Genomic DNA, 25,248 nt, shown 5'->3' with positions numbered 1-25,248 from the left:
TGAAATTCATCTTTAAAAACATTTATTGGTTTAGGATCCAGGTGAAACTTATTTAGCTCTAACAAAGGATATTTCTGAATACCATACTCTTAAAAAAGCTGAAAATAATATCCAAAAATTCCTAAAATACTTCACCAGACTATCCTGTACTAACCTGCCTGTTCAGATTTATAAAAGAAAAAAGGCGTGTAATTTTAATGTTATCCGCAAAGAAAAATACCCTGTAGCAAGTGTTTTTAAAGTATCAGGGGGCAATATAATGGCTTTAATGATTTGACCTACAATAAATTAGTAAAACTAAGACATTAATCATCCGACTCAAAAAAGGAGGAATTGCCAAATAGCGGGCCGGTATTTAAAAAAACCAGGGCCTCATTACATTTACCGGTCATACCCATCAGATATGAAAAAAGTCCGGGCCCTATGCACGACCCGGACTTCATTACGTCATGATGTTCTTTACAGGTTGGCAACCAGATTTACATCCAGCACAAAATCATTGCTGATAGCCTTATCGCCAAGATTTTCGAAGAAATTGGTAGATCTGAACTTGATATCGTACTTGGTGCGGTCGATGGTAATTTTCGCATCAGCGGTTAATTTCTTCCCGGCGGCCTTCACCGTTGCAGGGAATTTCACCTGGTTCGTAATTCCCTTGATGGTCAGGTCTCCTGTTACATCATAAGTATCTCCACCGGTGGGAGTAACGGAGGTCACCACCAACTTTGCCTGCGGATGTTTTTCAACAGAGAAGAAGTCATCGCTCTTCAAATGATTGGTTAACTTTCCATTGGAATCTGCATCCTTAAGGTCCGTTACCGTCAGGGATTTCAAGTCCATTACAAAAGTCCCCCCTTTCAGTTTCGTTTTATTGACGATCAGAGAACCACTCGAAATGGGTACCGTTCCTGCGTGCGTTCCGGTTACCTTTTTAGCATTCCAGACAACCGAACTGCTCTTGGTATCAACCTGTACGGTTTTATCAGCCGCTTTCGGAACATCTCCGCCCGCTATAACAGCTGAATGAAACAATAAACCAGCCAGCGCGAATACAAATAATTTCTTCATAATTGTAAAACCAGTTAAAAGTGTAGTATTGGATTGTAATATGTTAAACAGATTTCTAAATGTAAAATTGTTCAATATGGCTCAGAACCGGTACTTCCAGAATCCCTGAGCCCGAATATCTCAAAATGCAAAATTAATTCCACTGAAATCCTGGAGAATCGTTTTTCCTTCCTGCCAATCCCCAAGGCCCGATACTGCGTTGATATGCCCTTTCCTTCCCAGATTTACAAACTCACTTCCCCAGTCATCTGCAAATTTCCTGGAGCGCTCAATCGATGCGTACATATCATTGGTACTCGCCACCACCAAGCTTCTGAATGGTAGCTTGGTGATCGGAACCGGTTTAAAGCCGACTACAAAATTGAGCCTTTTGGACAACTCCACATCAGCAGGTGCTACCAGCAAAGCTCCTTTGATGTACCCGGAAGAATATTCCTGCGCCCAGTGTGCCACCGTCATACAACCCATACTATGGGCTACCAGATAGGCCGGGCCGTTAAGGCGGGAAATTTCCTCCTGTAACCTGCCAACCCACTCTGTTTTAACCGGCCAGTCCCAATTATCCTGTTCTATACGACCAAAATACTGCGGATACTGCTGCTCCCAAATACTCTGCCAATGTTGCGGACCGGAGCTGGCAAGTCCGGGAATCGTTAAAAATGGATAACTCATACTTCAAAAACTCCGGTTTCAAGTAGCTTCATTTGGCAGATGCAACACAGCGGAAACCCAGGTTATTACTTCCGCTGGTTACCTCTCCCTTTCCTCTGCTTCCTGCCTTGTAACGAATACAGTACTGGTCGCTGCAGAGGAAGGATCCTCCCCGCTGCACCCTTTTTACAGCACCTGGCTCATCAGGATCATAACTATCCTCGGGCCCCTTGGGATTACTGCGCGCACTGTTTTTATAGTAATCGGGACGATACAAGTCTTCACACCATTCCCATACGTTGCCATCCATATCGTACAAGCCATAGGGATTGGCGGGAAAGGTTTTTACTGGTGCAGCGGCAAGATAACCATCTTCTTTTGTATTGTTGTCAGGAAAGTTACCCTGATATATATTGGCAACCCATTTATTACCCGGCTTCAGCTGATCGCCCCAGTAATAGGTATGGTTGCCCTTTCCTCCCTGTGCAGCAAATTCCCATTCGGCTTCCGAAGGCAGCCGTTTGCCAGCCCACCTGGCATAGGCAGCTGCATCTTCATAAGAGACATGTACTACCGGCAGGTTTTCGCGCCCTTTGGCTGAGCTGCCCGGCCCCTCAGGATGAGCCCAGTTCGCACCAGCCACATAACTCCACCACTGTAGCGGATTTTCCAGGGAAACCGGACCGCTGGTTGGCGTAAAAACCGCTGACCCGGGAACCAGCTTGTCTGCGGGGACTCCCGGATAATCGGCCGGATTCAAGGGGCGTTCCGCTACGGTTTTGTAGTGGGTAGCCTTCACAAATCTGGCGAATTCTGCGTTGGTTACCTCCGTTTTATCCATCCAGAAACCATCCACAGAGACCTGGTGGAGCGGCCTGGAGTCAGGAAATTCGTCGGAGCCCATTAAAAAGGAGCCCCCTGCTATCCATACCATGTTGGAGGTATCCGTTTTCCCCGCTGCTATATTTGAAACACCTGATATGGCCGCTGCCCTGGAAGGGATACCGTCTGCTATGCAATGTGCAAGGCTGTCTGCCTTCCTTTTCTCCTCCGCCGTTTGTTTACCCTGGCAGCTTAGCTGTACATAACCCACTCCAATCAGCATCATTACATACAAAAACCTTCCTTTCAATTGAAAATTTACCACTTTACTATGTCCTGTTAACTATTTTATTGACTCCAGTATTTTTAATGCCTCTGTATCCTTGTAGGCGGTCATGAGGTTTTTCAGATTCACCTTCAGATCAGCCGTTAATTTCTCCGTCCCCTTTGTACCATATATATTTTTTAGCTCGGATGGATCCTTTTCAAGGTCGTACAGCTCCCATGAATCGGCTCCCTGGTAAAAATATGCCAGCTTATACCGGCCCGTCCGGATTCCAAAGTGAGGATGAACGCTGTGCGGTTCTGGGAATTCATAATAGTGATAATACGCTTCTTTTCGCCAGGGCGTTCTGGCCGTTTTGGATCCTGCCACAAGGGGAAGGAAAGATGTACCCTGCATCACGGCGGGTACCTTGCCCCCCGCAATGTCTATCACGGTAGGTGCCCAGTCGATATTCGACATCAGTTCGTTTACTTTTGTTCCTGGCTTAATCACACCGGGATAACGAATAACAAAGGGCGTTTTAAGTGACTCTTCGTAGATAAACCGTTTGTCGAACCAACCATGTTCACCCAGGTAAAATCCTTGGTCGGAAGCATAGATAACGACCGTATTCTTTGCCAGCCCGCTTTTATCAAGATAATCGAGCAAGGTACCTATGTTGCGGTCCAGCGATTTCGCCACAGACAAATAATCTTTGAGGTAGCGCTGGTATTTCCATTCTATCAGTGCCTTTCCCGAAAGTTTTCTGGCCTCAAAATCCTGAGATATCTTATCATAATAAGCTTTAAAAACCTTCTTTTGCTCCGGGGTAAATCTTTTGTAGATAGGATTTTTTTCATAATTCACATTGACCTTAAGATCCTCGGTAAGCCGCATGGTTTTGTCGATCGTCATATCCTGCGTCAGAGCCGCACTTCTGCCTTTGTAATCATCATAGAATGTGGCTGGTAACGGAAAGTCCTTCGCATCAAAAGCGCCAAGGTCCTGCAAGTCTGGGAGCCATTCGCGGTGCGTAGCTTTATGCCCTACGATCAGGAAAAAAGGCTTTGAGTTATCCCTTTTGTCAAGCCAGTTTATTGAAAAACGGGTGATCAGGTCCGATACATAACCGGTATACCGGGTGGTATCACTGGGCTGGCTTATGAAATCAGGGTTATAGTAGTGCCCCTGCCCGGGAAGTACATTCCAGTAGTCAAAGCCAATAGGGAGGCTGTTCAGATGCATTTTACCGATCCAGGCGGTCTGATAGCCATTTTGCTGCATTGCCTTGGATAACAGCACCTGGCCTGTATCAAATTTGGTCCTGTCATTCCTTTTATAGCCGTTCATGTGGCTGTACTTTCCTGTCAACAGCGTAGCGCGGCTTGGGCCACATATCGAGTTGGTTACGAGGGCATTGGCAAACAAAGCGCCTTCTTTTGCAATCCGGTCAATGTTGGGTGTCTGCATCAGTTTGCCGCCGTAAGCACTGATAGCCTGATAAGCATGATCATCGGAAAAAATAAAAATTATGTTCGGTTTTGCGGGAAACTTTTTTTCTCCATCGGCCAGCACGTGCTGCGATAACAGGGCCATCAGGACAACCAAAATAAAAGAGAGGCGGATTTTCTTTAAAGAGAAAGCAATCATATAAAAAATATCTGATGTTAAATTTTTAACGTCGCAAACCAAATAGTCTATTTAATATATAGACAAAGCAAAGAAATATTGTCAACATATACAAACTTTAAGCACTTTTGAATGAGATGTTACTGCCAAAAGGGATATTATTTTGATTCACTCCTGAGGAGTACAGCCTTAAAGATAAGACTCTGCAGGTACCTGCTCCGGAAATTTTCAGTAAAAGATGTCTTATTTTGAAGGTTCTGTATGATCTCTGAATGAAATATTTATAATTTCATTCAACCGGGAGAACAGATGCCCTGCCGCAATCTTGCAGGAGCAACGAATTCGGTGGTACAATTTTTTAAAAAAACCAGATCAGATAAAGTTTAAGTACCTGCTCTATGAATGAATTGACGATTTCGCATGAAGTATCTGAATTATTCCTGCAAAATCTCCGGCTAAAAACCAGCCTCCAACACAAGTTATTAGAAGAAAATACATTATCCAAAGCCATTTTGGATTCAGGGATTACCATAGCCACCTATCAGCGATACCTGATGGCAATGTATAGAGTTGTAAAAGGGGTTGAACTAACTGTGTTCGAAAAAGTACAGTACATGATCCCGGAAATCAACAGAAGGAGAAAATCTCACCTCATAATTGACGACCTCTCCCAAACGGGCCTGTCCCTTGTTTCCATACATAGTCTTAGTCCCGCAACCTTTCTTCCTCAAAACTTGGCCGAAGCACTCGGTATCCTCTATGTAGTGGAAGGTTCTACACTTGGCGGAAGGTTGATTTACAAACATGTGCAAAAAAACCTGGCACTGGATGCTACAAACGGGGCGTCCTTTTTCAAAGGATACGGGCCCGAAACCGGTAGCAGATGGAAGTCGTTCATTGCAGCATTATGTGAATTTGCGGTAACAACGCATTCAGAAGCGGAAATTATCGATAGTGCCGCAGCCACTTTTTCCGCTATCGACCTACTACTTAAGGAAGCTGAAAATTGATTTAGAAAATGAATATTAAAGATATCGTAAACAGGGATATCGTCAATCTGACCAATTGCGAAAGTGAGCCCATTCACATTCCGGGGACCATTCAGCCGCATGGATTTTTGATTGGGATTAAAAAACAAGATTATCTCATTGACTATTGCAGTGCCAACAGCACGGATTTCATAGGACTGAAACCTGAACAACTGCTTGGACAGCACTTTACTGATATTTTTCAGGATGTACAGATAGCTCAACTCTCTGCACATATAACCGACAGTTATATTGATTCACCCAAACCTTTTGTAACTACCCGTAACGGGATACCCTTTAATACAACTGCCCATCTGAGCGGCGAGACATTCCTGCTGGAACTTGAACCTTTTCCCAATGGGGCGCTCGACCTTCCCAATCTGTATGACCAAACCCGGCGGTTCGTTAGTGCAATGGAGAAGAACAATACCCTTGTAGAACTTTGCCAGGAAATTGCACATGAAACCAGGGAAATTACGGGTTACGACAGGGTGATGATCTACAGGTTTGATAAACAGTATAACGGGGAGGTAATTGCAGAAAGCAAACGGGCTGATCTTGAATCATTCGCTGGACAGAAATACCCTCACACAGATATCCCCGCCCAGGCAAGGGAGCTTTACATCCGCAATCCGCTTCGGATGATCGCAGATATCAATTATACCCCGGTACCATTATTGACAACAGACAGCAACGAGGAAAAAAGCAATCAATCACTGGACCTGAGCCTTTCCATCCTGAGGAGCGTTTCTCCTATTCACATCGAATATCTACAGAATATGGGCGTGGGGGCCACCTTAACCGTCTCATTGCTGCAGGATAACAAACTGTGGGGACTGATTGCCTGCCATCATTATTCCCCTAAAATATTACCGCACTATCAAAGGCTTGCTGCTTTGCTCCAGGGCAATTTTCTGACCTCACAGATCAAGGTACGTGAAGTAGCCGAGGAATTTAAAATAAGTGAACAGGTTGATAAGGCACTTTTTGATTCTCTTTCACTGCTTCATGAGGACGAAAATTTTGTTGAAAACCATTACAATTCCGCGTCGCTCTTACAACTGGCCAACGCCTCGGGAGTGGTGATTTACCAGGAAGGGAAGTTATATACAAATGGGCTGGTGCCGGCACAAGAAACGCTTTTGCCTTTCCTGGGTCAATTAAGATATCTGTATAAAAACGGTTCAGGACATACCGAGCAGCTCTTATCCATTTATCCGGAAGGACGGGAACTCACTAAATTCGCTGCCGGGATTATTTACCACGCCATGTCTGCAAGCTCCAGCGACTGTATCTTATGGATGCGCCAGGAGCGTATTGAAACCGTTCACTGGGCCGGAAACCCTGAGAAGGCAATTGATATGAACGCGGGTGGTTTCCGGCTGTCGCCAAGGAAATCTTTTGAACTTTGGAAAGAGGTGGTAAAGGATAAAAGTGCTGAATGGCGTAAGTCGGAATTAAATGCTGCATCCAGCTTTGCGTACGCACTTCAGAAATATCTTAATCTGCGCCAGGTACGCCTGGAGGAGGAACGCTACCGCATTATTAATGAAGAACTTAAAGCGGCCAATAAAGAGCTTGCCAATATTAACTGGATCAGCACGCATGACCTAAAGGAGCCACTCCGTAAAATTCAGATATTTGCTTCCAAAGTACTTGACCGGGAAGACCCGGAACTGTCGCTGAAAGTGAAGGATTCTGTAGAAAGAATGCGATATGCCGCAGAAAAAATGCAGCTGCTGATTGAGGATATTTTAAATTACTCTAAAACGGGCAGCGTTCCCAAGGTATTTGAATCCACAGATCTTAACGAGGTATTTCAGAGTGTGATCAGTGATCTGAAAGACACGATTGAAGAAAAAAAAGCCGAAATACTGCACGACATCCTGCCTGAGATTCCGGCGATCCGGTTCCAGATCCAGCAACTATTCGTTAACCTAATCAGCAATTCATTAAAGTTTGCGCAGGACGGCGTAAGTCCTGTGATCAGCATTACTTACGAAATTGTTGGACCGAAAATGCTGCCGGGAAATAGCAGTTTGAAAAATGTAGATTATCACAAGATTAGCTTTACAGACAATGGTATCGGATTTGACCAAGAATACCGGGAAAGGATATTCCAGGTTTTTCAAAGGCTTCATCCGCATCATAAATATCCAGGAACGGGGATCGGACTGGCGATCTGCAAAAAGATCGTTGAAAATCACAATGGCATCCTGATAGCCAATGCAAAGGAAAATGAGGGCGCTGTTTTTACAATCTTTTTACCGGTACAACTGACAGCTGCCAAGTAATAAAGAATCCGGCCTTTCAAAGAAAATGAGCCGGATTCTTTTATAGCAGGTACTTCTAGAGCCTTGATAACAGCTCCTTTTTCTTGTCCTTGAACTCTTCCTCCGTGATATACCCTTTCTCAAACATTTCGCCAAGGCGCTTTATCTTTTCAAAAATAGCATCCTCTTCCACTCCGGCGGCAACTGGTTTTACCGGCACCGAAGTTGGCATATCATAAACTTCCTGCGGGGTAGGCTGCTTGTCTGGCTCGGAAATAAGTGATAGTTCCGCAAGATTCACCGACCCCAGCTGGCTGCTGAAAACATAGGATTGTCCGGCCCCCTGCTGCTGCGAAACCCCTGAAATGACATGATGTTTGGTATCATAGATATACCTCTTTCCTGCATCATCTATTACCAGCCGCTTGACATGGGGGAAATAGGCATACCGGAAATTATTCTGGGAGCCACTCGCAGAAGGGGTTCCAAAAACGGCAGGCCACTCTCTTGACGTTTTATGCGCGGAAGATTCGGTTGAAATTTCTCCTGCGCTGTCATCTTCAAACAATTCCAGCGAACGGATCCTGTCCGAAAGTTCAAGGCATAACTGATCCACCTTGGCTTTCAGGCTGTTGTTGAACATGTCACTCACCATGGTCATGCCGCCCCGCATCCACTGCCCTGCTCCACCCAGCTCAGGAATACTAAACTGCGCCATGGTACCATTTCCCCGTTTAAGCGCGATCAGCATGGTTTCCACGGATTCTTTTTTCAATTTATATTCAGAGGCAATGTCAGTTATTACATCCTGCCCCATTTTTGTCAGCTTTTCCATTTTTTACATTTTGTTATAGACTGGTATTAGTTTAAAAAACAGTGCCAAACGTCGTATCAGGTATATCAGCATCCATGACTCATCCACCCATTCTTCCCAAATATACGGTGCGTTCCAACCAAAACTATTAAGCTGGTTTCTATTGATAAAACAGCAACGCCGGTCATAACGGTAATTCAGCATGTTTACAAATCGTGGTACATGGGAGCGTACCCAACCGATTGACTACTAGAAATAAACAGGCATAATTTTTTTATGCTGGTATTGTAACTTTTAAACACTGATAGCGTCTTAAAAACATGGATATTTATCAACTAGCCACCGCTTTTTGGGATCCCTCTCCAGACCAGGAAGAACCACAGGAATCCATTCAGAATAATCTGAGTGAGACGGAGAAAAGAACCCAGGAAAATGTTGTAATCTCGCTGTCCGAACAATCAAAGACAGAATGAGACAAACATTTGCTGCCAATATTTAGTACCTCCCGCCGGGCAATTCCTAGTCCGCTGCTTTTCCATTACACTTCGGGCAAAATAAAATTCCCCTGCAATTCATACTTCCCCCAACAGATACCTCCCTTCCAGCCTGCTGCTTTTCCTTCACTTAGCCAGGGCAAAAAATCAACTGAGGCAGCCGCTACGCGCATCAAAAGTTCACCCATCCTGGTTCCTAAAAATGCTGATACCTTTTGTTTATTGGCTGATATAAAGAAGGTAACATAACACAACACTCCGCGGACAAAATGTAACTTTCAATATATCTAAAATAAATACAAATATTGTCGAAAAATTTCCTACAAAGTTTGATGTTTTTTACTATCTATGTAGCATTAATACTATTTGTCAAAAAACAGGTAACTACATACTATAATGAAAGCACTCTACTTATTCCTGTCGACAATTTTATATAATGTGCACTGCCTCGGGCAATCGTACCAGCCACTCCCCGGAAAACTGGAGGCGGAAAATTACACGCAGATCAACGGTGTTTCCACCGAAACCTGTGATGACCAGGATGGCGGGCTGGACGTAGGCTGGATGGGTGATAACAGCTACACCGAATACAACATATATGTACCTCAAGCGGGTATATATTCTTTCAATTTCAGGATAGCAAACGGTTTCAGCGATGACGCCACGTTACAGGTACTGTCTGCGTCAGGATCCGTTGTGACCGAAACCATACTTCCCAGAACGGGCGGCATGCAATACTGGACCACCGTAAAGACAACAGGTTACCTGGCCGCTGGAAATCAGACTATTAAAATTTTAGCCAAGAAGGGCGTTTTTGGACTGAACTGGTTCTCAGCAACCGCTTCCAAAACAGTACCTGGCAGAGTAGAGGCCGAAAACTTTGACAGGATTTCAGATGTAAGGACAGAGCCTACCGGAGATACCGGCGGAGGAGAAAATGTAGCGTATATTGATGATGCGGATTGGATGGATTATAATGTCCTGGTACAGCAGGGGGGCTTGTATAATGTCAATCTCCGGGTAGCCAACAGCTATGGTTATGGGATTATTGAGATACAAAATGCACAAGGAGAGCTACTGGGTGAGGTGAATGTGCCACAAACCGGAGGCTGGCAAAATTATACGACCATCAGCACGCCGGTTACGCTGAGTCCCGGAAGCCAGGTATTACGCATCTATGCCCGCAGAGGAACTTTCAATTTTAACTGGTTTGACTTGCTTAGGGATCCGGGTGACATGGAAACCATTGTGCCCCTTCCCGGCAAAATAGAGGCTGAGAATTATCATGAGATCAGTGGCGTTGAAACTGAAACTTCCCAGGATACCGGAGGGGGCCTGGATGTGGGCTGGATGGGCGACAACAGCTCCGTGAGTTATAAAGTATCTGTGGCGGCACCGGGGTTATATACTTTTAAATTACGTATCGCCAACGGTTTCAGCGATGACGCCACGATTCAGATCAGATCCGAAAACGGAACGGTATTAGGTGAAACTGTTCTGCCCCGTACCGGCGGAATGCAAAGCTGGGGCACAGTTAATTTGGTGGCTCAGCTACCTGCAGGCCCGCAAACCATCCAGTTATTCGCGCAAAAAGGCGTTTTTGCGTTAAACTGGTTTGAAGCTGTTGCTTCCAAAACAGTTCCCGCCAGGATTGAGGCAGAAGATTTTGATCTGAGCAGTGACGTCCGCACCGAAGATACCGGGGACGAAAACGGTGGAAAAAACGTAAATTATATCGATGATCAGGACTGGATGGACTACAACGTGAGCGTAGCCAACGCCGGTTTGCATACCTTTTCTTTCCGTGTGGCAAATAGTTACGGAAACGGTGTGATTGAAATCAAAGACCGCAGCGGGAATATATTGGGCCAGGTGGACATCCCCAGGACCGGTGGCTGGCAAAATTATACAACCGTTAGTACCACGGCTTCGCTTCCTGCAGGCGGTCAGTTGATCAGGATTTTTGCGAAAAGAGGTTCTTTTAATTTCAACTGGCTTGAAATTACACAAGGAGGAGTACCGGTAAAAACCAAAGCCGTCATCAGTTTTGGTACTCTGCCGGACCGTTCCATGGGTGATGCAGCTTTTGATCTGGTAGCGAGCAGTACCAATACCGAATCTTCCGTAGTATTTACCTCTTCCAATCCTTCGGTTGTTTCGGTTTCTAATTCAACCGGTTCGTGGAAGGGAACGATCGTTGGAGCGGGAACCACCAATATAATTGCTTCCCAGGCCGCAACAGCCACTTTTGACGAAGCAGACCAGATAAGCCAAACACAGCTTATCTCTCCTGCTCCGGAGCAATCGCTAGGAAACAAGGTAGCTGTGGATCCTGGCAGATGGTACCAGCTTAATAATGCAAGCAGCGGGTTGGGCGGGCTTTTTGATGGAAATACGCAGGAGAACGTACAGACCGGCTGGGGAAAGGTACTCAATGAGTATGATGCTTACTACCCCTTAAAGGACGATGAACAACTGACACTTAGTGCCATTAAGTTTTTTGATTTCGAAGGGATGTCGCCGGATCATCCCATGACGCTCTCGGTGATCAATGACCAGTGGCAGCGAATCGAGATCGCTTCTTTTAAGGGATACGAATACGGAGGCTGGGTAGGCCCCTATCCCGACCGCCAGTTGTCAGGCAATGCCAAGTATTTGCTGGATACTCCAGTTGGCAACATTCGGTACCTGGTGCTGAACATCAAAGGCGTGATCCCTACTGAAATAGAATTCTACGGAACACATACACCCTCGGCACAACAGGAAACTGCGGTTCCGGCAAAATCCGTGAAACTGGGAGATATGTTCGGGGTGAACGGCTACGAATGGAATTTTGAGCATGGTGCCACGCCCTGGCAGATAGACGAAGCTATGGCAAATGCTGCCAAAAGTTTTACGGGTTTCAGACATTATATGGACTGGGACAAGCTGGAATCACAGGAAGGGGTTTATTCTTTCAACCCTACCATCAGCGGTGGCTGGCACTATGACCTCATCTACGAGCGCTGTAAACAGGAAAACATCGAAGTACTGGCCTGCCTGAAATCGCAGCCTGGCTGGATGCAGGAAACGTATCCCGAAGGCCAAAGGGATTCGGAATACGTTCCGGTGAGATATGGTAAAAGTTTCGCTGATCCGCAGTCATATCTTGAACAGGCCAGGATCGCGTTCCAGTATGCAGCCCGTTATGGAAGTAACACCGCGGTTGATCCAGCCTTGCTCAGCGTTCACAACACTCCCCGCTGGCCGGGAGATAATCCTAATACGGTGAAAATCGGCCTGAACCTTGTCAAATATATTGAGTGCGACAACGAGCGCGACAAATGGTGGAAAGGCCGCAGCGGCTACCAGACCGGCCGTGAATACGCGGCAAACCTTTCGGCATTTTATGATGGCCATAAAAATACCATGGGACCTGCCATTGGGATCAAAAATGCTGACCCTAACATGAAGGTGGTCATCGCCGGGCTGGTTACTGGTCCGGATTATATCAAAGGCATGGTTGACTGGTGCAAGGAGTTCCGGGGATATCACCCTGACGGTTCCGTGGATTTGTGCTGGGACGTGGTTAATTTCCACTTGTATACCGACAATACCTCATCTTCCCAAAGCGGCAGCTCTACCAGAGGAGCGGCAATTGAAACGACCAATGCAGGACAGACACTGGATGATTTTATGAAAGTATCCCATGAAATCTGCCGCGACATGCCTGTCTGGATCACTGAAACCGGCTTTGACGTGCATCAAAGCAGTCCCATCAAAGCAATCCCGATTGGCAACAAGTCTGCACTGGTTACACAGGCGGACTGGATCCTGAGGACTTCTCTGTTTTCAGCAAGAAAAGGTATTGAAAAAGTATTTTTTTACCAGATGTATGATGATAACAATGGCGGCGGCATGTTTGGCTCGTCGGGCCTGCTGAACTCTGACCAGTCGCGCAGACCTGCCGCCGACTATCTGTATCAGGTAAATAAGCTTTTTGGCAACTACCGTTATAAAGAGACGATCAACCAAAACCCGATTGTTGACCGTTACGAATACAACGGGCAGTCGCTTTTTGTGCTTACCGTTCCTGATGAAGTAGGCCGAACAGCGGATTTCACGCTGAATCTTCCCGGGAATGGTATTGCAAAAATTTACACACCAACTGCAGGCAGTGACGATATGGCCATGGAAGAAAAACCGATAGCCAATGGCAATGTGACGGTAACCGCAAGTGAGACGCCCATTTTTGTGGTTCAGTCCAATCCATCCAATGCCAGGATAGCTTCCATAGACACCGCTTTGATCGAAAAAGCGTCACCGGCAGCTCCGGTTAAAAACAACCTGCTCCATGAAGCCGTTACGGTTTACCCAAACCCCAGCACAGATTATATCCTTGTGGACCTGGGAATACCAGCGGATGCGGATCTCGAAATCAAAATATTTGATGCGCACAATGGACAACTGCACAAGAAAACCTCGTTTACAAAATCAGAAGTAAATGTGAAACAACATGTAAATATTACTTCTTTGCCAACCGGCGTGTACGTAGTGGAAATCAGGCAAGGTGATAAAAGAGCATTTAGGAAGATGGTTAAGAGTTTGTGAGCGGTGGGTGGTTGGTAGTAGGCGGTTGGCGGGAAACAAAAATGCCTACCCGAGTTAACAGTTTTTAGTTCAAAGTTCACAACGCCATCAACCCGGCATACCGCCCACTGTGAACTACCTACTGCCTACTTAAAACTAAGAACTGTCTGCCCGAGTTAACAGTTTTTAGTTCAAAGTTCACAGCACTACCAACTCGGCCCACCGCCCACTGTAAACTGCCTACTTAAAACTAAGAACTGCATGCCTGGAGTTAACAGCTTTTAGTTCAAAGTTCACAGCGCTACCAACTCGGCCACCGCCCACTGTGAACTGCCTACTGTTAACTGCCTACTTCTCACTTACCAGTAATCCTATTAAGGTACTCCTCCCCTCTTGGCGAGAGGGTATAGCCGGGCTCGTGGCTTATGGTAAGCCCAAGATTTTTCAGTTTTCTCACATTCAGTTTAAGCCATTCCTTTTCCTTTCTGGCTTTCACGGCCAGGTCGGCGGCCTTTAATTTTGGATTAGCTTTTATGGCAATGAGCATATCTGTTGTCCATTTCCCAAGTTTGCTGTGTTTATCCAGGCGATCTAGAGCTGATTGTATTTCCAGAAATTCATCTTCCGGTATCATATTTTTCTCACGAAGGTCTATGCGCGGATCCTCCGAATGGTATTCCACCCCGATCCGGTAAACTACCCCGACCTCCTCTTTGGACAACAACTGCACAAGTATTCCTTTCTCCGAAAAACCGGCTTTCCTCGCTTCGTCATCAGAAATATCCTCTGATTTTATCACTTCAACCGAGCCGATTTTGATCAAGCCCACGCTGGTTTTCACCAGACTGCCCTTTGTTACTGCACATTTTTTCCATTTCCTGAACGCCAGTGAAATCTTACCCGCTTTAATAGCTTCCAGGTGTTTTTGTTTAAAAAGCATTTTACCAATTTATTTGAAAGACTGTATTTAACATGCTACGGATTCATATTGACGTTTTCCCCATCAATTAAAATGCACTGTGCCAGGCGGATATTATACCCTGTTGAACTTCTCCCGGTACTCCTTTGGTGTTATCCCCGCCGTTTTTTTGAATAGTTGCCGGAATGCCTTGAGGTCATTATATCCGGTACTGAGCATAATTTCCATCACGCTCTGATCTGTGTGTTCCAGCAACTTTTTAGCCGCCTCTATCCGGGTTTTCTGCAGATATTCTATGGGTGTCACCCCAGTGGCATGTTTAAAGCGGCGTACTACGTTTCTGCGGCTGGCAGGTAAATCCTGTATGATCTCTTCAATAGTTGTTGTCCTGGTATACCCCGCCTCTATTTTCTTTTGGGCCATTACCACCAGCTGGTCCCCATGCGTTTGTGCTGGTGTGAACGTCCCGAAGTAGGATTGCTGCACCCTATCCATATCTATTGCAAACATTTTGGCAATACGCAAAGCCATATCCCTCCCGCAATAACATTGTATCAGATGGAGCATCAGATGAAAGCTGCTGGTAGCACCTCCGCTGGTATAAATGCCGTTGTCTTCCGTTACCACCGAATGTCCTTCCAGCCTGACCTGCGGAAAAGCATTGGAAAAAGACATCATGGCATCTATGTGGGTGGTTGCTCTTTTGCCATTTAACAAGCCCGTAGCGGCCAGTAAAAACGCACCGGTACAAAAGCTGGCAAGTTCCGCTCCCAGACTGTACTGTTCCCGGAGCCAGGGAATACAGGCCGTATTCTCCTGGATTGCCGTCTGGATATCATCGGCGGCAAAAGCAGGGATGAAAATGATATCCATTTTGTCCCGGGGTAACGAGCCCATACGATAGTTTCCAGGAAGTGTGTGTTCCTTCACCTGCGTAACCACATGTATGTCAAACGAAGGCGCTTTTCCTTCTTTTTCACAAAACCGGTTCACAGATTCAAAAACGTCCAGAATGGCTGCTACACTTAGTAAACGATGTTGTCTTGTTAGCAATAATCCAAGAGTAATCATAATTCTGATCGGGATTTTTGGTTCTAATGTAAGATTTTTGTCTCAAATACCCCTTAAAATCGACGGGTTACACCTTTAAAAAAATGAGGTTCCGTTTCTAATTTTGTTCCGAAGGCTGGAAGGGCGGTTAAAAATTTGGTAAAAACACAGCGTTTCAAACAGTATGTTTTAAATAAATCATCCAGATCAAGATACCATATGGATACTGTTTTTAAAAAACTTAATCTTAAGGACCAGAAAGAAGTAGTAGTACTTAACAGCCCTGCATCCTTCGAAGAAAATATAGCGTGTATCCGCCCGGAAGCGACGATCATCCGATCAGCTGAAGGTATCACGTCCATCGGCTTTATCCTGGTCTTCGTAACCCGGCAAACGGAAATCGACACCATTATCCCCCAGCTAGGCCCGTTACTTAAGGCAGATGCCGTCATCTGGATGTGTTATCCCAAGGGAACCTCCAAAAAATATAAAGCTGATTTCAACCGTGATAACGGCTGGGCTGTCATGGGAAGTTTTGACCTGGAACCCGTGCGGATGGTGGCCATTGATGAAGACTGGAGTGCCCTGAGATTTAAAAAAGTCGATCTTATCAAAACCATGACGCGTTCCAGCTTACACGCGCTCTCAGAAAAAGGCAAAGCCAAGGCCGGTCAAAAGGACTGAATCTCTATCAGAAGTGACAGGTTGAGTTTCCCCGCAGGAAAATCTCATAGTGCTCCCAACAGCACTTGGTCTATGGTCACTTCTGCAGTACTTCATCCGGCCAGGGTACCGGTTTTCCTGTGGACTTAAAAACCGGCCATTGCACATCATATTTTCGTAACTGTTTTGTAAAAAGCGCAGCCAATTCCTTCACCCGTACAGGATTTTGAGAGGCAATATCACTGGTTTCTCCTATATCCATTTTCAGATTGTACAGTTCGAGTTTCCCATTTCGGTAGTCATATATCAGCTTCCAGTTTCCCTTTCGGAACGCACTGGCCCAATGTATGTGAGGCCCTTCCTCTGTGATCCAGCGATTGGGGTGATGCCATATCAGCTCCCTTGCAGGATCTTTTAAAGAAGGATTTTTTAAAAGAGGTACAAAACTCTTTCCATCAGGGCGCTGTACCAGCACGGGGTTTTTAATCCCGGCCATTTCAAGTACCGAAGGGAAGAAATCTTCAATAATCACATATTGTTCAGCAACGGTATTCGGTTTCACCACGCCTGGCCAGCGCACCAGCATTGGCTCCCGTATCCCCCCTTCATAAACCGATCCTTTTCCGGCTTTCAAAGGTAAATTGTGCGTGTAAGCCTGTCCACCACGTAAGGGGGCAGTGCTCAGCCCGCCGTTGTCAGACATAAAAACAATGACGGTATTATCCGCAACCTTTTGCTGATCCAGGAAGTTGAGTACATCTCCAAGGCTTTTGTCCATCCCTTCCACCAGCGCTGCATATTTAGCCTCCGTAGTATCCAACCCCATTTTCAGGTATTTACCTACAAAACGTTGGTCTGAATTAAGCGGTGTGTGTATGGCATAATGAGCGAGATAGAGAAAAAACGGCTGATTGTCAGCTATTGGTTTTTCCAGTGCCTTTAAGGCTTCCGTGGTTATGGCATCAGTCAGGAAAGTGCGGGTGCCATGGTATTTTTCCAGTCCCTTTACAGCATTCCGGCTAGGTTTCCCCTTCACAGGCTGATCGTAATTTTTCTCACCCAGGTAACTCGCCGGGTGACCTATCTCGCTTCCTGCAATGTTCACCCTGAAACCCACGTTTTCGGGCACCGCGCCCGGCGTACCGGCAGAGCCAAAATGCGCTTTCCCGCTGAGCACAGTATAATATCCATGGTTTGACAGAACCGATGGCAGGGGAGTCGCATAAAAAGTACGCTCTACGCCAGCCACGGGGCTGAAACCATTGATGTTCCATTGAACCGAATGGAGCGTTGTATCCGGATGATCCGTATTGGTATTCCGATTGGGTGAGGTCCAGTGTGTAACCCTGTGATGTGCTGCGTTTACTCCTGTGATCAGGCTGACTCTCGAAGGTGTACAAACCGGTGTAGCATAGGCATTGGTGAACTTCATCCCCTCTTTTGCCAGTCGCTGCATATTGGGAGTATGGTACCTTTTGTTCAATTCGGTTGTTTTTGTCCAGAATGGAACCGAGGTATCTTGCCACCCCATATCGTCTACCAGAAATACGATGATGTTGGGACGTTTTACCGCTTTTTGGGCAGTACCTGTAAAGTGTATGAGAAGGATAGCAACTAAAAAAGCAAAACCCCTGCACATTGTTTTTGACATAACCTGATAAAAATTACAAAGGATATCACCCTTCTAGACCCAATACATCTGCAGTATCAGCGCCATGCTTAATAAATAACTGATATACATTAATTGGTAGAAAGACTCCCGAAAGGAAAAATGACAGAACGGACATGCGCCCGGTTCATGATTTGCCCGAGTTCCTTGGCTTTTTCAGGAAAACGCAGCGCAATGTTTTTGGTTTCTGCCGGGTCCTGAGCTAAATCGTAGAGTTCTACCACCCCATCCGGATTTCCTGCCGCCTTTAACCGGACCGCCTTCCAGTTTCCCTGCCGGACAGCCTGTTTGCCACCCTGCTCATGAAATTCCCAGTAGAGGTAATCGTGCGCCTTTTGGATTCCTTTACCTGTTAACGCTGCTGTAAAAGAAATACCATCCACAGGTTTCTCAACTTTGACTCCTGCCAGTTCGGCGAAAGTCGGAAGCAGGTCCCAGAATGCTCCGATGTATTCATTTTTGGTATTGGGTTTTACCGTACCAGGCCACCTGGCAACGAATGGTTCGCGTACTCCGCCTTCATATAAATCTCTTTTAATTCCCCTGAAACCTCCGCTGCTGTTAAAAAAGGCAGGATCCGCGCCTCCTTCCTGATGAGGTCCGTTATCGCTCGTAAAAATTACCAGCGTGTTTTTATCTATTCCCTTAGCCTTAAGTTTGTCGAGTACTTCGCCTACATATCTGTCCAAACGTGCAACCATGGCAGCAAAGGTAGCATGCGGGTACTTTTGAGAGGCATATCCGCCATTGCTGGCGTGAGGGCCATAATCCGCGCCTTGATACGGTTTCTCTTCGAACTTATCCTTATAGAGATGGAACAGCTCGTCATCAGGCACTACCAGTTCAGCATGCGGCAGGGTATAGGGAAGAAAAAGAAAAAAAGGCTGTCCGGCTGCTTGTTTATCCACAAATTCCAGCGCCTTGGCATGGATCAGATCCGGGGCAAATTCTTGCGTTTTGTGCAGGTTCTGATTCCCTTTCAGCTCTACCCTTTGCTGATTATCCCAAAGGTGGTCAGGATAATAACGGTGCGCCCGGCTCTGGCAATTGTACCCGTAAAACCGATCAAAACCCTGTTTGACAGGATCACCCTCTGAACCTACCGGCCCCAGGCCCCACTTACCAAACGCCCCGGTATTGTATCCTGCTTTCTTCAATACTTCCGCAATTGTGAGCACAGAATCCGCTATGGGTTCCTGTCCTTCGGGTTCAACACTTTTATTACCACGGATATAGGTATGCCCGGTATGTTTGCCGCTCAACAGCGAAGAACGTGACGGTGCACACACACTGGTGCCTGCATAAAACTGTGAAAAGATAACGCCTTCGCGGGCAAGCCTGTCTATATTGGGGGTTTTAATGAGTTTTTGCCCATTAAAACCAACGTCGCCATACCCGAGATCATCCGCAAGAATCAGCACAATATTCGGCCTTTCTCCCGCTTTCTGAGCCTTCCCTGCACTGGGCATTAACATCGTCACAACCAGTACTGCATTCTGTAAAATATTCCCTGTTAAAAATCCTTTGAAATTTTTCACCTTCTTGAGCCGGTTTACTGTTTATTCCTTTTTATAAAACGGAACAACTGCTCGCACAGTCTTCCCGCTGAAACTAAAAATCCAAATTAGCACCTTCCTTTTTTAGTCATTGACCCTTCCGGCCTCTCTTACATTTTTTCCGGTCCTTTTCTGAAGATCATCGCCAAGATCCTCTCTGGCGGCTTCGGCTATCTGCTCCAGCTCCGCCACTATTTCCGGATTTTGTTCCAGAACATTGTACCGCTCGCCGGGGTCACGGGTAAGGTTATAAAGGGCCTTAGGATATAAATGATCTTCCGGAGCTGCTCCCGGCTGGCCGTTCTTCCCTGGCAGCTGCCCTTCATACATGCGGCCCGGGTGTTCAAAAACAAGTTTCCAGTTATGTTTCCTTACCGCCTCCAGACTGTTTTTCCGGTAATAATATAAAAAGCTTTCCCGAGGATTCTTACTTTCGTCGCCTCGCAGTAAGTCAACAAAGGGTATCCCGTCTATTTTTTTTCCAGGCAATTTGGCCCCTGTTAACTTGGCAACAGTCGGGAGTATGTCCAGCGTGGAAAGTAACTTATTACATACTCTCCCTGCCGGAACCACCCCCGGCCAACGCATGATACAGGGTTCCCGCTGCCCGCCTTCAAACGATGTACCTTTGCCTTCGCGAAAGCCCCCGGACGAGCCGGCATGATCTCCATAATTGAGCCATGGACCGTTGTCACTGGTAAAAATGACCAGTGTATTATTGTCCAGTCCCTGTGCATTTAACTCCTTCATAATCTCCCCGACAGACCAGTCCAGTTCCATCAGCACATCTCCGAAAATACCTCTTTCACTTTTTCCCTTAAACTTTGAAGAAGCTGCCAACGGTACATGCGGCAGTGGATGGGGTATGTATAAAAAGAAAGGCTTGTTTTTATTGCGCCTGATAAATTCCACTGCCTTTCCGGTTATCCTGGGCGTCAGCTGGCTGGCATCTTCCAGATCTCTGATGGGTTGGTCCTGCTGGTTTCCATTAATCCAGTACAAAGGCGGGTACTTGGCTCTGGCCTGGAAGGGGTGCAGCGGCCACATATCATGCGAATAAGGTATGCCATAATATTCGTCAAAACCCTGTTGCAGAGGCAAAAAATCCTCCTTGCTTCCCAGATGCCATTTCCCGAAAATCCCTGTAGCATATCCCTTTTGCTTCACCACCTCGGCAATGGTTTCTTCGTCAGGGTTGAGTCCTATTTTGGATTCTGGCCCCAGGGCGCCCGACAACCCCAGCCGATTGGGATAACAACCCGTCAAAAGCGCGGCCCTGGAGGCGCTGCAAACCGCCTGAGCAGCCATGAAATTGGTGAATCGGGTTCCCTCAGCCGCCATTTTATCCAGATTGGGTGTTTTATAACCTAGTGCTCCGTAAGCCGACAGGTCGCCATAACCCAGATCATCTATAAAAAATATTACAATATTGGGTGTTTTAGCCGGTACGTTTTCCTGCTGGGCGGCTAAGAAAACGCCGAATACTAAAGCGATAGTTAAAAACAAAAGAAGTTTCCTCCTGACTGAAGAGCGCATCATTTTGGGCATAGCATTAATGTTACATCAAATTTAAAACCAAAGGATCGCAAAAGCGAACCAATGAGGAATATCAACCGCTATTTTTAGAATTAAAACTACACGATTCTTATCAGAAGGCCATTTTCCTTCGTTTCTACCATCTCACCTGGCATTTAGGTTCCCAAAGGATACATGCGATTATTGACCATACACAACAGGGAGATATTGTCTCTGTAAACTGGAAAAGTAGAATAAGACGCCTGAACTAATCCCTTTAAGTAGTACCGGGACGGTAAGATATGAGAAATAGTAACCGGCAATCGTGAAAAAGATCTATCAGCCGTCCTTACCTTTTCCTTATGCGTCTCACCCTCCTTTATCCATAACTTTCTTGTTAAATCCATTGGTCTTTCATTATATTTCTGCATCAAAAGCCTTCATAATACAACCGGCTTTGCCCCGCAGATTTTGCTAATTTGTTGACGATATTCTACTTTCGGGAAAAAGCAGGGTGCTTTATGATCTGATATTGAGCCGGGCACACGGCATTTTTACTTATTTCGTTCCGGAAATCGCCGGTAATTGAACCCTCGATGGACAAAGAGAATACACTTTACGGAGTTAAAGAAATAGCGCGACGGGCCAACGTATCCATCGCTACGGTGGACAGGGTTATCCATAACCGGACAGGAGTTTCGGAAAAAACCCGTAAGAAAATCAACGAGATTATAAAGGAGCTGGACTACCAGCCGAACATACTGGCCAGCAGGCTGGCTTCCAGAAAAATTATTACCATCGGTGTTTTGCTGCCGAGGGTATCCAACGAAACCGCTTTCTGGGAAGCGCCTTTAAAAGGAATCCAGCGGGCCGAAGCTGAGATCAAAAATTACGGTGTAGTGCTGCAATACTCCTTTTTTGACCTCAACGACCGGGCTTCTTTCATTTCAGAGGCGAAAGCGCTGCTGGAAAAGAATGTGAACGGGGTGTTACTCGCCCCTGCATTCGTGGAACAGTCGGTCAGCTTTGTGGAGGATTGTGATAAATCCAAAATCCCGTATGTTTTCATTGACTCCGACATTCCGGGCCAGAACAGCCTTTCCTATATTGGCCCCCACCTGTATCAAAGCGGCTATGTAGGTGCCAAGCTGTTGACCTACCGCCTGAAAACAAATAATAAAATCCTGGTCGTTAATATTTCCAAAGAAATTGAAAACTACAATTATCTACAGATTGAAGAAGGTTTCAGGGGATATTTCAAGGATCACAATCTCAAGAATGAAATCGTCCGGATTGACATCCGTGATACCGACTACCTGTCCGTGGCACGGCACATGACATACGTATTGCATCTTCACAAGGATTTTGAGGCCATATTTGTCACCAATTCGCGTGTTTTCTCTGTTGCAACTTTCCTCCACAATAGTCAGAAAACACATATCCCGCTGGTGGGTTATGATTTTCTGGACGAAAACATTGCTCACCTGAACGCCGGTAACATTGATTTTCTGATCTGCCATAAACCAGAAGACCAGGGCTATCGCGGGATCATGACGTTATACCAGTCTCTTGTGGTGGGAAGCAGCCAGGAAAAAGTGCATTTCATGCCGATTGATATTATTACAAAGGAGAACCAGGCCTTTTATCAAAATTAATCCGGATGGACTTTCCTCAATTATCGAAACATAATATTTGAAAAACAGATTTGCCCAAAATTTTAAGCAAACAATTTTGGGCAAAGGTTTCTTTATTTTAAATTGTTTGTATATTTACGGGTACGTACCCGAAATCATTGGTCTTACTGATTATTCCTAACCCATTTACATTTCTCCAAGATGACAACTTTTAGCCGCAGGAAATTTGTTCAATCATCCATCATGGCAGGCGCAGGACTTGGCTTTGTCAATTCTTTTCCCGTTTTCGCTTCCAATGCAGACGGAAAGCGGGTAGGTATCATTGGCCTGGACACCTCTCACAGTATTGCATTTACCAAAGCCCTCAACGCAGAACAGCCCGACCCGGTTTTTGACGGTTACAAAGTTGTTGCGGCCTATCCTTACGGAAGCAAGGATATTGAAACAAGTACCAAAAGGATTCCCGGGTACATTGAGGAAGTCAAAAAAATGGGTGTGGAAATTACCAGCTCCATCAAAGAACTTCTGTCGAAAGTGGACGTTGTACTACTGGAAACCAATGATGGAAGGCTGCATCTGGAACAGGCTACGGAAGTCCTCAAGGCTGGAAAAAGAATGTTTATTGACAAACCAGTGGCGGCATCTCTGGCAGACACCCTTGCTATTTTCGAGGCTTCAAAAAAATATAAAATACCTATTTTCTCCGCTTCTTCGCTCCGGTACATCAAAGGACTTGAGTCAATAGATAAATCCAAAGTAGTGGGGGCAGATACCTTCAGCCCCGCTGTACTGGAAAAAACGCACCCTGACCTTTTCTGGTACGGTATCCATGGCGTTGAAGCCTTATATACAGTAATGGGTACTGGCTGTAAGACCGTCACCAGGGTCAATACCCCTAATACGGACATCGTAGTGGGAATATGGGCGGACGGGCGCACCGGAACCTTCCGCGGCACCCGTACAGGAAAACACGACTACGGCGGCACGGTCTTTACGCAGACGGGCAACAAGATATTAGGCCCTTATGCAGGCTACGAACCACTTTTAGCCGACATTATCAAATATTTTAAGACTGGTGAGGTTCCTGTAACACCCGAGGAAACCATAGAGATATTTACATTTATGGAAGCGGCTGACGAAAGCAAGCGGCAGGGAGGAAAAACGGTAACGCTGGAAAGCGTACTGGCAAAGGCAAAAAAATAAGTGCCTCAAACTTCACTGACATAAACTTAAAGCCCTCCTCGGAGATTCACGAACTGATTACACAAAGCTTTGGAAACCTTCAGACAAAACCTGCTCAAGTGGCTCAAATCCCTTGGCCCCGGCATGATCACCGCCGCCCTTGTGTTCGGACCGAGTAAACTTACCATTACTTCCAAGATCGGAGCCGTATATGGCTATTCACTCCTGTGGGTGGTTATTGTCGCTATTTTTTTCATGGCAATTTTCACCTCCATGTCCACGCGGATAGGCGTTGCAACTGACCAGTCGCTACTGGCATCGGTGAAACAGAAATGGGGAAAGGGAGCATCCATCGCAATGGGTATAGGGGTATTTCTGGTGAGCACATCCTTTCAGGCAGGGAACTCCATCGGTGTCGGTATAGCGGTCGGCGAATTGTACCATACCTCTCCTGTCCCCTGGATAATCTTTTTTAATGCAATAGGCATCAGCCTGTTATTCTTCCGGAGTTTCTACTCGGTACTGGAACGCACGATGATCCTGCTGATCTTTGTTAAACTTTTTTCCTTTGTAACCACCTTCTTCTGGGCAAAACCGGATATCGGACAAATCCTGAAAGGTTATACCACCCCGTCCATACCTGAAGGTTCTCAAGGCCTCATCATTGCCTTTATTGCCTCCTGTTTCTCTATTGTCGGTGCATTGTACCAGTCTTATCTTATTCAAGAAAGAATACGTGTACGGCCCGAACTGAAAAACAGCAAAAACGACAGTACTACCGGAATTATATTGCTGGGCTGTATGTGCAGCATTGTAATCATCTGTGCGGCGGCTATTCTGCACCCGAAGGGCATAGCTGTCAACTCGGCCACCGACATGGCCAAAGCGCTTGAACCCATTTTTGGTGAAAGTGCTTCCACTCTGTTCCTTGTAGGATTATTCGGTGCAGCATTTTCATCCCTCATCGGGAACGCCTCTGTGGGAGGCACCTTGCTCGGCGACGCACTGGGTCTGGGAAGTAATTTCAGTTCCAAGTCGGTAAAATACCTCGTAGCACTTGTAATGGTGGTAGGTGCTTCCATAGCTATCAAATTTGGCAAGCTACCACTTGAACTGATCGTCTTCGCACAAAGTGTCACGATTTTTATCGTGCCTTTTATCGGAACCGCCCTGTACATGGTTGGTAACGATAAAAATATCATGGGCGACAAAGTAAACAGCACACCTGTAAAAATCTTTGGTGCGCTTGGGCTGATCATTATCTTTTCACTGGCAATCATCAATTTCAAGGAGCTGTTTTTCAATAATCCTTTGTTTCACTAGGTATAAGGTCCAAATACCTGGCACAAGCCCTACCGGTTACTTCGGTGGGGCTTTTTCTTTGCCGACATAAAATGGCCTCCTCATTACAATCTCAGGATTCAGGTACGGCATGATACCATTCTAA

The 25,248-nt window shown here is 46.0% G+C and carries 19 protein-coding genes; 8 read left to right on the top strand and 11 right to left on the bottom strand.

The annotated features are described in order from the left end of the window. Window positions 1-459 precede the first annotated feature (459 nt). The 4 genes from KOE27_RS02060 to KOE27_RS02045 form a co-directional block, all read right to left on the bottom strand. A complete protein-coding gene (locus KOE27_RS02060; protein ID WP_215237197.1) occupies window positions 460-1,068 on the bottom strand; it encodes a YceI family protein in 609 nt (202 codons plus the stop codon). Between the two features lie 120 nt (window positions 1,069-1,188). After that, a complete protein-coding gene (locus KOE27_RS02055) occupies window positions 1,189-1,740 on the bottom strand; it encodes an RBBP9/YdeN family alpha/beta hydrolase (protein WP_215237196.1) in 552 nt (183 codons plus the stop codon). Window positions 1,741-1,768: 28 nt separating this feature from the next. Further along, complete coding sequence (locus tag KOE27_RS02050) at window positions 1,769-2,824, bottom strand: formylglycine-generating enzyme family protein (protein ID WP_406566847.1); 1,056 nt, start codon at window positions 2,822-2,824, stop codon at window positions 1,769-1,771. A 60-nt stretch (window positions 2,825-2,884) separates the two neighbouring features. Further along, on the bottom strand, window positions 2,885-4,402 hold the full coding sequence (locus tag KOE27_RS02045; protein WP_229252694.1) for a sulfatase family protein: 1,518 nt from the start codon (window positions 4,400-4,402) through the stop codon (window positions 2,885-2,887). Between the two features lie 431 nt (window positions 4,403-4,833). Between KOE27_RS02045 and KOE27_RS02040 the strand changes: the two genes are divergently transcribed. Both KOE27_RS02040 and KOE27_RS02035 read left to right on the top strand, forming a co-directional pair. Beyond that, on the top strand, window positions 4,834-5,445 hold the full coding sequence (locus tag KOE27_RS02040) for a biliverdin-producing heme oxygenase (RefSeq protein ID WP_215237194.1): 612 nt from the start codon (window positions 4,834-4,836) through the stop codon (window positions 5,443-5,445). 8 nt (window positions 5,446-5,453) lie between these two features. Then, on the top strand, window positions 5,454-7,757 hold the full coding sequence (locus KOE27_RS02035; RefSeq protein ID WP_215237193.1) for an ATP-binding protein: 2,304 nt from the start codon (window positions 5,454-5,456) through the stop codon (window positions 7,755-7,757). A gap of 55 nt (window positions 7,758-7,812) precedes the next feature. Here the strand turns inward: KOE27_RS02035 and KOE27_RS02030 are convergent, their stop codons facing one another. Continuing rightward, the gene (locus KOE27_RS02030) at window positions 7,813-8,571 is read right to left on the bottom strand and encodes an SHOCT domain-containing protein (RefSeq protein WP_215237192.1); all 759 of its coding nucleotides are present in this window, start codon (window positions 8,569-8,571) and stop codon (window positions 7,813-7,815) included. A gap of 299 nt (window positions 8,572-8,870) precedes the next feature. Between KOE27_RS02030 and KOE27_RS02025 the strand changes: the two genes are divergently transcribed. Continuing rightward, window positions 8,871-9,023 (top strand): hypothetical protein, encoded by a 153-nt coding sequence (locus KOE27_RS02025; RefSeq protein WP_215237191.1) that lies wholly within the window; start codon window positions 8,871-8,873, stop codon window positions 9,021-9,023. A 65-nt stretch (window positions 9,024-9,088) separates the two neighbouring features. Here KOE27_RS02025 and KOE27_RS02020 read toward each other — a convergent pair whose 3' ends face one another. Then, window positions 9,089-9,232 (bottom strand): hypothetical protein, encoded by a 144-nt coding sequence (locus KOE27_RS02020; protein WP_215237190.1) that lies wholly within the window; start codon window positions 9,230-9,232, stop codon window positions 9,089-9,091. Between the two features lie 208 nt (window positions 9,233-9,440). On the opposite strand from KOE27_RS02020, the gene KOE27_RS02015 reads away from it, so the two are divergent. Continuing rightward, window positions 9,441-13,634 carry a carbohydrate-binding protein gene (locus KOE27_RS02015; protein WP_215237189.1) on the top strand — a complete coding sequence of 1,398 codons (4,194 nt, stop codon included), beginning with the start codon at window positions 9,441-9,443 and terminating at the stop codon, window positions 13,632-13,634. A gap of 334 nt (window positions 13,635-13,968) precedes the next feature. On the opposite strand, the gene KOE27_RS02010 is transcribed toward KOE27_RS02015, so the two are convergent. After that, entirely contained in the window at window positions 13,969-14,553 is a 585-nt protein-coding gene (locus KOE27_RS02010; RefSeq protein ID WP_215237188.1) for an ASCH domain-containing protein, read from the bottom strand. Window positions 14,554-14,646: 93 nt separating this feature from the next. After that, on the bottom strand, window positions 14,647-15,603 hold the full coding sequence (locus KOE27_RS02005; protein WP_215237187.1) for a GlxA family transcriptional regulator: 957 nt from the start codon (window positions 15,601-15,603) through the stop codon (window positions 14,647-14,649). Between the two features lie 198 nt (window positions 15,604-15,801). On the opposite strand from KOE27_RS02005, the gene KOE27_RS02000 reads away from it, so the two are divergent. After that, entirely contained in the window at window positions 15,802-16,266 is a 465-nt protein-coding gene (locus KOE27_RS02000) for a hypothetical protein (protein WP_215237186.1), read from the top strand. Window positions 16,267-16,342: 76 nt separating this feature from the next. On the opposite strand, the gene KOE27_RS01995 is transcribed toward KOE27_RS02000, so the two are convergent. From KOE27_RS01995 to KOE27_RS01985, 3 genes are all read right to left on the bottom strand, one after another. Continuing rightward, window positions 16,343-17,896, bottom strand: a complete 1,554-nt coding sequence (locus KOE27_RS01995; protein ID WP_215237185.1) for a sulfatase — start codon at window positions 17,894-17,896, stop codon at window positions 16,343-16,345. An 89-nt stretch (window positions 17,897-17,985) separates the two neighbouring features. Then, entirely contained in the window at window positions 17,986-19,389 is a 1,404-nt protein-coding gene (locus tag KOE27_RS01990; protein WP_215238333.1) for an arylsulfatase, read from the bottom strand. Between the two features lie 165 nt (window positions 19,390-19,554). After that, a complete protein-coding gene (locus tag KOE27_RS01985; protein WP_229252596.1) occupies window positions 19,555-21,009 on the bottom strand; it encodes a sulfatase family protein in 1,455 nt (484 codons plus the stop codon). A gap of 572 nt (window positions 21,010-21,581) precedes the next feature. On the opposite strand from KOE27_RS01985, the gene KOE27_RS01980 reads away from it, so the two are divergent. The 3 genes from KOE27_RS01980 (at window position 21,582) to KOE27_RS01970 (ending at window position 25,124) form a co-directional block, all read left to right on the top strand. Further along, on the top strand, window positions 21,582-22,640 hold the full coding sequence (locus KOE27_RS01980; protein ID WP_215237184.1) for a LacI family DNA-binding transcriptional regulator: 1,059 nt from the start codon (window positions 21,582-21,584) through the stop codon (window positions 22,638-22,640). 180 nt (window positions 22,641-22,820) lie between these two features. Next, window positions 22,821-23,822: a Gfo/Idh/MocA family protein gene (locus tag KOE27_RS01975; RefSeq protein ID WP_215237183.1), complete on the top strand. Its 1,002-nt coding sequence runs from the start codon at window positions 22,821-22,823 to the stop codon at window positions 23,820-23,822. 69 nt (window positions 23,823-23,891) lie between these two features. Continuing rightward, a complete protein-coding gene (locus KOE27_RS01970; RefSeq protein ID WP_229252595.1) occupies window positions 23,892-25,124 on the top strand; it encodes an Nramp family divalent metal transporter in 1,233 nt (410 codons plus the stop codon). Window positions 25,125-25,248 lie beyond the last annotated feature (124 nt).

The sequence above is a fragment of the Dyadobacter sp. CECT 9275 genome, assembly GCF_907164905.1.
Taxonomy (GTDB): Bacteria; Bacteroidota; Bacteroidia; order Cytophagales; family Spirosomataceae; genus Dyadobacter; species Dyadobacter helix.
The sequence above is the reverse complement of the archived record's forward strand: the minus strand, read 5'-3'. Positions and strand labels throughout refer to the sequence as shown.